Genomic DNA, 12,403 nt, shown 5'->3' with positions numbered 1-12,403 from the left:
TATTGAGCAATGCAAATTGTTTCCAGGATCAACCGGAGCTATCCGCCGGAAGTGCTGCAAACACTTCCGGTTCTTTTTTCCAGACCTGGACTGGTTTTACTTCATTGTTATTTATTTTTAATGGTGATTTTATTCTATCGTTAAAACTTTCCCATCCAGTTTATACCGTATATTAAATTGTGAAAGCACTTCCAGTATTTGTGACAGCTGAAGATCCCTTCCAAGCTTTCCATGAAACGTTCTTTCAGGCACCGGTCCTTTATACACAATCTCCAGGTCGTACCACCTGGAAAGCTGCCGCATAAATGCTGCGGTTTCTACACCTTCCATATTGAAGATTCCTTTTTTCCAGGCAACGGCCTTTTCTGCCTCGCCTGCCATCACTCCAATTTCCGCATCGGAGCTATCGGCAGCATGGATGAGCGCCTGTTCCCCCGGTTTCAGGATCCTGGTATTCTTTCCTTTTACAATCCTCACACTTCCTTCCAGCAGGGTAGTTTTTATCATAGGTTCATCCGTGTAGCCGTTGATATTAAATTCTGTTCCCAGCACCTGCACCTCCGCTTCATGATTAATGCTTACCTGAAAGGGCATCTGCTCATTCTTTGCCACTTCAAAATAAGCTTCTCCGGTTACCTCCACTCTTCTCTCCGATCCACTGAAGGCTGTAGGATAACGGATAGAAGAGGCTGCGTTCAGCCATACCGTTGTGCCATCCGGAAGAATAATTTTAAATTGCCTTCCCCGTGGCGTAGTCATGGTATTCCATAGTACTTCCGCCGTTGCTTGTCCGCCGGGATGATATGCCAGCTGGCCGTCTTTTAATACTACCTGTGTTCCATTCTGACTAGCAATAACGCTGTTACCCAAGCTGTCTAACACAACCCGGGAACCGTCTGCCAGCGTAAGCACTGCCCCGTTTTTCCCGGGTGTAATTTGTGGCAAAGGCCGGAGGTCCTGCGATACACGCGGCATATGGGATGAATCGGATAACAGGAAATAACTTCCTGCTGCAAGGATAAGCAGGAGTGATGCGGCGGCCCATCCCCATCTGCGCAGAACACGAAGGCGGCGAACCGGGGGATCTGCCTGTTGCAGTTTATCCTGCAGGGCCAGCAGGCTCTTCTCCCTGCGGTCAACATCCTCCTCCCCGGTTAATAATTGCGTTGCCGCTTTTTCTGCTATAAATCTGTCCAGTATATCACGGTTGGCAGGATCTTCCAGCATAGCAATAAATGCTGTCTCCTGTCCGGGAGTCAGCGAATCTGTGAGATAAGCTTCTATTAGTGCAACAAATGACGTGTTCATGAATGTATGATTATGGTTCCTGCACATCCGTGTACATATACCACGGAAATAAATAGCAGTACTCCCGAAAAAAAAATACTTTTTTTATCCCTGGCAGATAATGACCAGGAAAAGCAGTTCCGGAAGATATCCCTGCCGGCTAAGATGGCCGCGGATATGGTTCAGGGTAAGGGTAATGAGGTTAGCGACCGTTTTTTTGGACACCTGCATTTGTTGGGCGATCTGTTCGTGTGTGAGGCCCTGTTCACGGCTGAGGTTAAAGATCTGCTGTTGCCTGGCCGGCAGGCTGCTTAGCGCTTCCTTTACCAGCACAGTGGCTTCTTTGCTGTTCATGAGCGCTTCCTGCGGAGATTCCGCTGTGCCGGCAATAACCGGTTCCATGCCCTGGATCAGCAGGTGACGGTGATTCCTGCGCAAAGTATTGATGATCTCATTACGCACCATCACCATAAAATAAGGACGGAACTCCTGCAGGGCCGGAAGCGTTTCTTTTTTATGCCAGAGTTTTACAAATACTTCCTGGATAGTGTCTTCCGCCTGTGCAGGCGATTTCAGGAAGGAGAGCGCAAGGTGGTATACCTCGTTCCAGTAATGCCGGTATAACTGCGCAAAAGCCTGTTGATCGCCAACTGCGATACCTGTAAGCAGCTCCTTCTCAGCATATAAAGGAATATCCGGCAAATAAATCGGTTTAAAACTATTTAATTAAAAGGCACAGACAGGGAGATAGTTTAGTGCTTGCCTCACCCGTTCCGCAATATTAAGGAATTGTGGGAATGTTTACTCATCAGGTATCCGGCTTACTTTATTTTTTTGTTGCAATAAAAAAGGGGTGTCTCTTCTGAAACACCCCTTTCCTTCTCTTTACAATCCCTTTCCAAACTCCGGCGCCTGTTTATCATACCAGATCCTTTGCGAACTCAGTGTAGGCAAATCCTGCGCATTGGGCGTAAAGCCCTGTTGCTGCATAGCGGTATTCCAGTTAGCCCTGTTTACTTCACCGGGATCTGTAAGCCAGAACCGGCGTGGTATCAGCTCATTAAAGGTTTCCCTGCCATAGTAAGCAGAACCCGTTTTTGGATAACCGGTGCGCCTGCAAAATACATAGGCTTCATTAGCTTGCCGGTACATGCTCAGGTAAGCCTGTATGTAAATCCGTTCAAGGTTATTCACCCCGTTGAATTTCACCTGCGCATTATTCAGATAAGCATTGATTTCAGTTAACCCGGTGCCGGTGTAAGCCGTAGTAGAACCGGCTGCAACAGCAATCGCATTCATGGTTTGAATGGAAGACGTAATGCCTTTTTTATACCAGTCTTCCGCCGTTCCTTTGGTATCCGCACCCCCGGCATATCCCTTCTGTATAAACTCTGCTAAATAAAAACAGGTTTCTGCATAGGTAACCGGTACATCCAGGAAGTTGCCGGTAGCCGAGTTGAGCTTGGGAGAAAAGAACCGGCGGTTAATAGGCGATATCAGGTTGTATTTGGTATACTGACTTACAATAAATCCATTTCCGATATACGCTGCCACGGTGGGATTGGTGGTCCAGTCGGCCGGACCGCCCTGGTACATGATCAGCGGATCATTTGGATTAATGAAAGCCGGCAAGGTAACGTTGTATTTGGTCAGCGAATCTTTATAGCTGCCTACCAGGTCGTTCTTTTCAAAATACACCGGTAAACGCGGGTCCTCGCTCTTTTTCAGGAACGCCATAATGGAAGTGGTGGCATAGCGACGGCTGCGGTAGTCGATATCTCCACCGTTGCCAAAGGGCGTATAGGTGCTGTTAAGATACTTCACCTGTGAATCGTCGCCATCAATAGGCCCGATAGGATCTTTTAATACCTGCTGGAATACGGCCTGGCATTTTGCTTTATCGGCATTCTCTAACCTGGCTGCTATACGAAGTTTAAGCGTGTTGGCCAGCTTCACCCATTTGATCCAGTCGCTCTGATAAAAAATATCCGACTGACCGTAGCTTACCTGTGTGGGAAGCGCACTGTTCGACAACACTGCAATGGCCGCATCCAGTTGTGAAAGCCAGTTGTTGAACAGGGCCGGCTGCTCATCATATACAGGTCCGTATTGCGATTGGTAACGGCCTTCAATTGCCTGTGAATAAGGAATGGAACCGTTCATGTCTGTAACTTTCAGCCCGTGAAGCACCTGTAATACGTAGGTTACCATAGCAATCTTCTGGTACTCGTCTTTATTCGGCATGGCATCTACCTGCTTTCTTATTTCAAAGAGATTAGGTAAAATCTGCAGGTAATAGTTATTATACCGGGTGTTTACATTGTTGGTGATTTCGTAGGGACTGGAAGTAACATGCTGCGTAAAACGCATCAGTTGTTCCATGCTTTCCCATACCCATTCTGTACCCTGGTAGGTAATGATTTTATCCTGCGAATAACTCAACAGGAATTTTACATCCGGCTTGGCAACAAGACTTGGATTGGTATTGATATCCCCGAAATTTTTAGAACACGAACTAACGCCCAGCAGTGCCAGTAACAAACCGGTTTTTATATATTGAAATGTATTTTTCATGATCTTGATTTTTTGTTTGTACAATTTATTTTTCCTTAGAACCCAACCCTGATGGTACCTGCAATGGAACGTACCATCGGCAGAAATCCTTCTTCACCGGAGAAGGCCGTGTTATTGGAATTGTTGGATGCAGGATTGTAATTAAAAGGCAATGAATTGTACAGGTATAACAGGTCGCGGCCAACAATCGCCACGCTAAGATTATTCAGCATCAGCTTCTTACAGAGTGCCGGTGAAAACTGGTATGCTAAAGACACCTGTCTCAAAGAAATCCAGGAATTCTTTTTGATCCAGTAATCGGAAACACCGGTAGAGGAAGAACCATAGCGATAATAAAACTGCGGCGCGTGGGTAGGTTCCACAAATCCTTTTTCATAAGCCTGCTGATAGGTCATGCCGCCTACGTTTACCTGTGAGCCATCAGGCATGGTTACCATCTGGCCTTTGGCAAATACGCCGTCGGGAATAAGACCGTCGTCGTAGGTTTGCTGATCATACTTGCTGGTCCAGGTAATGCCGCCATGTTCGGCATCCCTGCCCTGGAGGGTGTTGGGCAATACGCCGGTATGTGTGCCATAGCGATAGGTAAGCAATACGAAGTCGCCGCCAAATTTGCCATCCAGTAATACATTCAGCGAAATGTTTTTAAACCGGAAAGTATTGCTCCATCCGGCACGGAACTTCGCATTGATATCCCCTACATCCTGTAAGGTGTTGCTGCGGGCGGGGAATCCGGCGCGCGCATCGGAGCGCCAGGCCAGTTCCGGTTTCCCGTTATTGGGATCGTCTATCGGGTTACCATTGGCATCTGTAGCCTGGTATGTTCTTGAATGAATGGTGGTACGGAGGGTACCGTAAGATTTACCTACAATAGCCCAGGTACTGATTTCTCCTACATTGGCTTTCAGGTCGTACTCTGTTCTGCCGGGATACAGGGATTTAATGAGGTTCCTGTTAAGGGAGTAGTTTACGCTGGTGTTCCATTCAAAACTGTTGGATTTCACCGGTGTTCCGTCTATCATAACTTCCAATCCCCTGTTCTGGATATTTCCGGCGTTGATGATAATACCTTCCAGTCCGGATTCCGGCGGGGTGCCAATATCGAGGATCTGGTTTTTGGTATTATCCTGGTAAACAGATACATCAAAGCCAACCCTGTTTTTGAGAAAGCGCATTTCCATACCCAGCTCCTTAGCTACTTTTCTTTCCGGTTTCAGATCAGGTACCAGTGCAATAAACTTACCGGTAAGCGGATCGGGATAGCGGCTGTAAGTAGAGATGGGCAGATCCAGTCCACCGGAGGAGGTATAACCGTTAAACGCAAATCCGGGATTGATATTAAAAGGATCGGTATCATTACCCAGTCCGGCGATATTACCTCTTAACTTACCATAGGAAATCCATGCGGGCAGTTTAAAGGTTTCAGAGAACAGCCAGGAAACGCTGACAGCCGGGTACTGATAAAAATAATTACCGCTGCCATTGGTATAAGTAAGCGCGGAGGACCAGTCGCCGCGGAAAGTACCCTGCACAAACAACTGGTTCTTCCAGGCCAGGTCCACACTGGCGTAAATAGAGTTAAAGGCTTTCTTACTTTTTAGTCCGCCTTCTGCCTTTGGTTTCTCTACGGAGTTTGCCAGGAAGTAGTTGCCGGGATAACTGAGCCCGCCTACTGTTTCGCTGTAGTTATAGGTAGTTTGGAAACGTTGGGTTTCACCGCCTATGTAACCGCTGAGGTCAAGATCTTTGGTGAGGGTTTTATTAATGGTACCCATCCATTTAAAGAAATAGCTTTCTTTACTTGTATGACCAAGACCGTATAAGCCGCCGGTGAAATTCTGTCCCTGTCCCAGTTCCTTGTTTTCATTTTTGGTGTACAGGTTATTCACGTTGCCTTCCAGTACGAGGTTTGCCCAGGGGGTGAGCTTAGCGGTAATGGCTACACGACCGCGAATGGTTTGCTCATTCTGGAAATAATCGTTTTCAAATAAATTAAACCAGAAGCGGGACTCCGGCGACTTGTTGGTTTCGTTGGGATCTGCCGGGTTGGGTGCGCCACCAAGTGCGCTGGTATAATGTTCTTTCTGCATCCAGTACTTTGTATCATAGTTACGTGGTAAGATCCAGGTAAACAACTTACCAAAGTTATAGGATGCAAAGGCATCGAGACCACCCAACCGTGGCGGGTTTCTTCCGGTGAAGTAGGTGTAGTTGGCACTTACATCGGCACTCAGGAATTTATTGATGATGTGGGTAACACGCGCTTCCACACTGTTTTTAAGCAGGGTGTTTTTGGCAACGATACCTTCGCTCTGGTCGCGGGTATAGGATACGCGGAAAGTGGATCGGTCGTTACCGCCATCGAGTGATACGTTGGTAGCGGAACCATGACCGGTTTGGAATGCGTCGAGGAAATTATTGGGCTGCGCTACATATTTGGTGGGGGTGCCGTCGTAGTTGATCACATCCTGGCCGGCGAAGCGGGGACCCCAGTTTTCCAGCTCCCGTCCAATTTGCCGGTCGATATACGGTTTACCTGAACTGGGATCGGTGGGGAACACTTTTGTTCTCCATTGTTCGTTTGGTTTATAATTGGGATCGCGGTTATCGGTGAAGAATCCGCCTACGGTACCACCGCCAAATTCGTTCTGGAAGTCGGGCCCGGAATAAGGTTTGAATACATTAAACGTCTGACTAACGTTAATGCCTAAACCTTTTCTTTCATGTCCTTTTTTAGTGGTGATAAGAATTACCCCGTTGATAGCGCGGGAGCCGTACAACGCGGCAGCGGATGATCCTTTGAGTACGGTAACGGATTCAAAGTCTTCCATGTTCAGGTTTTTCAGATCATTACCAAAGTCGCGCCCGGTGCCGTTGAACGTACCATTATCTACGATCACGCCATCGATCACAAAAATGGGTTGGTTGTTATTGCGGAGGGTGGAGTTACCGCGGATCACTATTTTGGTACTTCCAAAAAGTCCGCCTGCGCCCTGGTCTATCTGCACGCCGGCTACTTTTCCCTGCAGGGCATTTACCGGGTTCACTTCATTGGTGATGGCGAGGTCGGCGCCTTTGATTTCGGTGGCCGAAAAGCCGAGGCTCTTCTTGGCTTTGGTAATACCCAAAGCCGTAACCACTACTTCTCCCAGCTGTTTGTTGTCTTCCACTACGGTAACATTGATAGTGGTTTGGTTGTTAATGGGAATTTCCTGCCGCAGGTAGCCGATAGCATTAAAGATCAGTACGCCATTAGCCGGTGCGTTGATGGAATAGTTGCCGGCTGCATCGGAAACGCTGCCTGTTTTAGTACCTTTCAGTAATACAGAAACACCGGGTATTACTTCTTTTTTTGTGGAAGTAATTGTTCCGGTGACTTTAATGTTTTGGGCAAAGGCTGCAGCAGTACAGCAGAGGATCAGGTATAAAGAAAATGCTCCGCGTTTGCAGGAACGTAAACATGTCCACATACATGTGAGTTTTAAGGTTGATAATACTTATGCTATTGACTGATTTGAATTGCGCGATTTGTTCACTTGCTTATGATGGTTGATTACAGTAACTGTTAATGACTTGCTTATAACTATAACGGCTGAACTGGTCAATTGTTTAATGCCGTAAATGTGTTTCTGCTATTTTTTCGGAGGTCGTCCTGTACATTGATATTTTTGTAAAATAATCTAAAACCAGCTATCAGCCAACAAGTTTTATCTATTCACTTTTAAATACAATATGTCATGTTTACAACCATTTCCCGCCCGGAACTTTATTGTCCTTATCCTCAGCGTTTGCACCCGCAGGTATATGAAGCGGATGCGCATACGACCGACTGGGTTCATGCTTTTCATCTTGCCACAGACGAAAGCTCCTGGAATGCTTATCACGACCAGAAGTTCACCTGGATGGTGGCCAGGATGTTCCCGGATGCGCCGTTCTTTTCTTTATGTATTGCGAGCGATTTTAACACGCTTCTTTTTTTGTGGGATGATCATCTCGATGCGCTGGCGCCCAATGAATTTAATACCGGCTTTGAGCGTATGGCCCACCACATGATGCAGATCCTGCAAGCCGGCCGTACATTCACACTGGAAAGCGGCGGTCCCCTGCTGGCGGCCATGAGCGATATCTGGCAGCGGATGTGCCGGATCAGCAACCGGGCCTGGCAGGCACGTTTTGCCCGCAGCCTGAAGGATGCCTTTACTGCCAACCTTTGGCGTATGCAACATGTAGATCATGCCCGCAACATTTCCCTGAAAGATTACATGCGTTTTCGTCCACAAATCGGTGGCGCTAACTTTTTCCTGGAACTGGCCACCCTCATGGGCGCCATCCATTTGCCCGCCGACCTGCGCGCAAACACGCAGGTGAAAAACATAGGGCTGTATTGCAGTCGTACCATTTGCTGGGCCAACGACCTCTACTCCTTCTCCAAGGAATCAGAACTCGGCGATGAACTGAACCTGGTAATGCTGTTAAAGCATCACCAGCAGCTTACACTGGACCAGGCTGTAGAACAGGCCGTGAAGATCCACAACTCTGAAGTTGCATTGTTCAACAATACCGCCGATGTGCTCACCGCTGTGTGCGCAGCTGGCGTACGACCGGTACTGGAACGGTATATTTTAACATTGGGACAAATGATGAAAGGCAACATCGACTGGAGTGGTAAGGATACTACCCGCTATCAGTATGTATATGCGTAACTATTGGAACAATACTTTATTTACCGTATTGTTCAACAGTTTAAGATCAATAGGTTTGGAAATATATTCCCTGGCGCCCGCGCCCAGCATATCATCGATCGACTCCTGGAATGCATCGCCTGATACGGCGATCACCGGAATATTTTTTAAAGCAGGTATATCACCGAGCTTCTGAAGGGTATCTTTCCCGCTAAGTCCCGGCATATAACTATCTATGAAAATAAGATCCGGTTTTTCATCCATTGCTTTGTTAATACCTTCTGCCCCGCTGCCGGCCACCATGGTAGTGAAGCCAAGCCTGCGCAGAAAGTTGGACAATACCACCTGGCTCATCTCATTATCATCAATTACCAGGCTTTTCAGCCCTTTATGCAAGGTCAATTCCATCCAGCCACCCTGGGCAGGCGACGGCGCCTCGCTCACTGTCAGCGGTAACCGCACAATAAATGTAGCGCCTTCTTCAGGGACACTGGTAACGGTGATCTTCCCACCCATCATCTCCACATATTTCTTTGTAATCGGCAACCCAAGACCTGTACCTTCAAAATCGCTTTTACCCGATTTAAACGGCGTAAACAGCGTAACCAGGTCGGCGTCAGGAATACCTTGTCCCTGGTCCTTTACCAGGAACTGCCACTGGCTTCCCTCGTGCGACACGCCTACTGAAATAAGGCTGTTGGTACGGGTAAATTTGATAGCGTTAAACAGCAGGTTATTCAGCACCTGCGCCAGTTTGTTTTTATCTGCCAGTATATAGCAGGGCATATCTTCTGCAATATCTGCCCTGATCTTTATTCCCCGCAGATCAGCGATGTATTGGTATACGATGATTTTATCGGAAATCAGTTCGCGGATATTAAATGATTCGGGATGAATGGCATGCGCCGCGCCGTCTTCTATTTTAGAAATGGCCAGCACATTATTGATGATCTGTAAAACGTTGTGGGTAGCGGAATACAGGTGCTCTATTTCCGGGCGTATATCGTTGTAGCGTTCTTCTTTATGTACTTTCATCATCAGGTCCTGGCTGATACCGTAAATGGCATTCAGCGGGTTCCGGATTTCGTGACTGGTTTCCCTCACAAAAATCGTTTTCTCATCAGTGGCTTTTGTCAGCTTTGTATTGAGCGTTTTTAGTTTTCTTACATACAGGAAGATAGTAGCTACATCCAGCAGGAGGATAGCGGGTAGCGTTATCCAGCGGATAAGAAATTGCTGGTCATGCCCCATTTCCATAGGGGTGATCAGTGCATGATAATAATTGATTTCGCAGGCTATTACTGACACCACGGCTACCACAATACTGGCTGCTACCAGCGTACGGGTCCTGAAAATCATGAGCGACGCTCCGAGCAGGAACAGGAATAACAGGTGTACTTCTGTTAGCATGCCCATTACGGCACTGAAATAAACAATGGCTACATTGTTAATGGCAACAAAGGCTATACTGGCTAAAACAGGTTTATTTGCGGCATTGAGGAGCAATACGCCCAGGAAAAGTCCGGCTTCAATATAGGCGGGGATCAGCAGATCCAGCTTGCCGGTACCGAGGTAAATAAAGGCGCCGAATAAGAGGCAAAGAGCGGTGGTAATAACAGAAAAAGTATTGACCATCCTGGTCACCTTTGCCAGTGATTCCTCCTGGCGGGAGGTTCCGGTATTCACAACACGGTGAAAAAGTTGACCGATGTTCATATGGCTATATTTTGAGAGGGCATCCGCAGATAGCTGACAAAGTAAAACAGTTGTAAAAATCAGTTATATCACATGCATAAATCTACTGCAATTTAATGATTAATGAGATTATTTATTTCCCGGAACCCTTTACTTTTAACAGGCTGGCATTAATAGCTACCACCACCGTGCTTACCGTCATCAAAACCGCTCCGGCAGCGGGGCTCAGCAAAATCCCCTGCTTATAAAGCACGCCGGCGGCCAGTGGAAGCGCCACAATATTATAACCCGTTGCCCAGGCGAGGTTCTGGATCATTTTCCGGTAGGTAGCCTTCCCAAATAAGATCAGGTTTACCACGTCCTGCGGGTTGCTGTTCACCAGTACGATGCCGGCTGTTTCCGCCGCCACATCGCTCCCACTGCCAATGGCAATACCCACATTAGCCTGGGCCAGCGCGGGCGCGTCGTTGATCCCGTCGCCGGTCATGGCCACAAATTCGCCCTGTTGCTGCAGTTCTTTTATCTTATCCAGTTTCTGGTGGGGCAACACTTCCGCGATATAGCTGTCCATATCAAGCGTTTTACTTACACTTTCTGCCACCACTTTATTATCGCCCGTAAGCAGCACCGTTTTGATCCGGTTTTCCTTCAGCGTGGCAATAGCGCCTGCCGATTCCGGCCGGATCTGGTCCGCCAGCGCAATAAAGCCCGCCACCGTGTTGTCCGTTACAACATATACCAGCGTTTCCCCCGGCTGAATGGTAGCAGTAGCGGCATCCTTGAAATGCTCCCCGGCATAACCCGGGCTCACCACCTGTACCGTTTTCCCGGCAATATTACCGGTGATGCCTTTCCCGGTGATAGCGGTTACATTTTCCGCCGCCGGCAGGGTGAGCTGCATTTCTTTCGCCTTACCGGTAATACCCGTGGCAATGGGATGCTCGGAACTCCCTTCCAGCGCGGCCGCCATTTTCAGGATCTCTTCTTTGGAAATACCCTGCTGCAATGATTCAAACCGCACCACCTCGAAACGGCCTACCGTGAGGGTACCTGTCTTATCAAAAACAAGGGTGGTAATCTTCCTCGAATTCTCAAAATCAGTCCGGTTCTTTATCAGCAGTCCATGCCGTGCTGATAAAGCGGTGGATTTTGCAATCACCAGCGGCACCGCCAGTCCCAGCGCATGCGGGCAACAGATCACGATCACCGTTACCATGCGCTCTATGGCAAACGACAACTCCCGGCCGCTCAGCCACCAGTATAAAAAAGTAGCGATACCGGCCAAAATGGCGATCACCGTGAGCCAGCGCGCAGCTTTGTCGGCCAGCAATTGCGTTTTCGACCTGGACTGCTGCGCATCCTGCACCAGCTTTACTACCTGCGACAAATACGAATCCGCTGCGCCGTGCGTAACCGTTATTTTGATGGCGCCGTTGCCATTGATGGACCCGGCAATTACTTTATCGTTCGCCTGCTTTTCTACCGGCCTCGACTCACCGGTGAGCATACTTTCATTCAGCGACGTGCTGCCTTCCAGTATAACACCATCCGCGGCTACTTTCTCCCCGGGTTTTACCAGGATGATGTCCCCGGCTTTCAGCTCCGCGGTTTTTACTTCCATCACATGATCGCCATGCACCAGGTGCGCTTCATCGGGCATCAGCTGCACTAATAATTCCAGTTCCCGTGAGGCGCCCATCACCGATTTCATTTCAATCCAGTGTCCCAGCAGCATGATGAGGATCAGGGTAGTGAGCTCCCAGAAAAAATCCATGCCCTGCAATCCGAATACAGTAGCTACGCTGTACACGTAGGCTACCGTAATGGCAAAGCCTATCAGCGTCATCATGCCCGGCTCCCGGCTTTTCATTTCGTCCCACCATCCTTTCAGGAAAGGCCATCCGCCGTATATAAACACTACAGAAGATAATATCAGCAAAACATAGGCATCTCCGGAAAATGTAAAAGAAATACCCAGCCAGTGCTGGATCATCTTTGACAGCAACATTACTGGTACCGTCAACACCAGCACTACATAAAAACGTTTCCTGAAATCGGCGATCATCATGGCATGATGATCGTGATGCGCTCCGTGGTTCATGGTGGCATGTTCATGCTCCATTTTCATGGTGTTGTGCTGATGCTGATGTTCCATTGCTGTAAGT

At 48.1% G+C, this 12,403-nt stretch carries 7 protein-coding genes; 1 reads left to right on the top strand and 6 read right to left on the bottom strand.

Annotated features, from left to right (window positions below; translation table 11 throughout):
- Positions 1–129: 129 nt before the first annotated feature.
- The 4 genes from V7S65_RS04645 to V7S65_RS04630 form a co-directional block, all read right to left on the bottom strand.
- Positions 130–1,308 carry a FecR domain-containing protein gene (locus V7S65_RS04645; RefSeq protein WP_336386063.1) on the bottom strand — a complete coding sequence of 393 codons (1,179 nt, stop codon included), beginning with the start codon at positions 1,306–1,308 and terminating at the stop codon, positions 130–132.
- 84 nt (positions 1,309–1,392) lie between these two features.
- A complete protein-coding gene (locus V7S65_RS04640) occupies positions 1,393–1,989 on the bottom strand; it encodes an RNA polymerase sigma factor (protein WP_336386064.1) in 597 nt (198 codons plus the stop codon).
- A gap of 183 nt (positions 1,990–2,172) precedes the next feature.
- A complete protein-coding gene (locus tag V7S65_RS04635) occupies positions 2,173–3,861 on the bottom strand; it encodes a SusD/RagB family nutrient-binding outer membrane lipoprotein (protein WP_336386065.1) in 1,689 nt (562 codons plus the stop codon).
- A 35-nt stretch (positions 3,862–3,896) separates the two neighbouring features.
- Complete coding sequence (locus V7S65_RS04630) at positions 3,897–7,331, bottom strand: SusC/RagA family TonB-linked outer membrane protein (protein WP_336386066.1); 3,435 nt, start codon at positions 7,329–7,331, stop codon at positions 3,897–3,899.
- Between the two features lie 267 nt (positions 7,332–7,598).
- Between V7S65_RS04630 and V7S65_RS04625 the strand changes: the two genes are divergently transcribed.
- Positions 7,599–8,564: a terpene synthase family protein gene (locus tag V7S65_RS04625; protein ID WP_111578704.1), complete on the top strand. Its 966-nt coding sequence runs from the start codon at positions 7,599–7,601 to the stop codon at positions 8,562–8,564.
- Here the strand turns inward: V7S65_RS04625 and V7S65_RS04620 are convergent, their stop codons facing one another.
- Together V7S65_RS04620 and V7S65_RS04615 are read right to left on the bottom strand one after the other, a co-directional pair.
- Positions 8,565–10,259 (bottom strand): ATP-binding response regulator, encoded by a 1,695-nt coding sequence (locus V7S65_RS04620; protein WP_336386067.1) that lies wholly within the window; start codon positions 10,257–10,259, stop codon positions 8,565–8,567.
- A gap of 112 nt (positions 10,260–10,371) precedes the next feature.
- Entirely contained in the window at positions 10,372–12,393 is a 2,022-nt protein-coding gene (locus V7S65_RS04615; RefSeq protein WP_079467997.1) for a copper-translocating P-type ATPase, read from the bottom strand.
- Between the last annotated feature and the right edge of the window lie 10 nt (positions 12,394–12,403).

The sequence above is a fragment of the Chitinophaga sp. CCNWYY40 genome (genome assembly GCF_037483205.1).
GTDB classification, from domain to species: Bacteria; Bacteroidota; Bacteroidia; order Chitinophagales; family Chitinophagaceae; genus Chitinophaga; species Chitinophaga ginsengisegetis.
Note: the sequence above shows the minus strand (reverse complement) of the source record. Positions and strands in the feature narration are given on the sequence as shown.

What these genes read in the sequence shown, in the direction of transcription:
- V7S65_RS04645 (WP_336386063.1), bottom strand. Translation starts at nt 1,308, where the DNA reads ATGAACACGTCATTTGTTGCACTAATAGAAGCTTATCTCACAGATTCG.
- V7S65_RS04625 (WP_111578704.1), top strand. Translation starts at nt 7,599, where the DNA reads ATGTTTACAACCATTTCCCGCCCGGAACTTTATTGTCCTTATCCTCAG.
- V7S65_RS04620 (WP_336386067.1), bottom strand. Translation starts at nt 10,259, where the DNA reads ATGAACATCGGTCAACTTTTTCACCGTGTTGTGAATACCGGAACCTCC.
- V7S65_RS04615 (WP_079467997.1), bottom strand. Translation starts at nt 12,393, where the DNA reads ATGGAACATCAGCATCAGCACAACACCATGAAAATGGAGCATGAACAT.
- V7S65_RS04635 (WP_336386065.1), bottom strand. Translation starts at nt 3,861, where the DNA reads ATGAAAAATACATTTCAATATATAAAAACCGGTTTGTTACTGGCACTG.
- V7S65_RS04630 (WP_336386066.1), bottom strand. Translation starts at nt 7,331, where the DNA reads ATGTGGACATGTTTACGTTCCTGCAAACGCGGAGCATTTTCTTTATAC.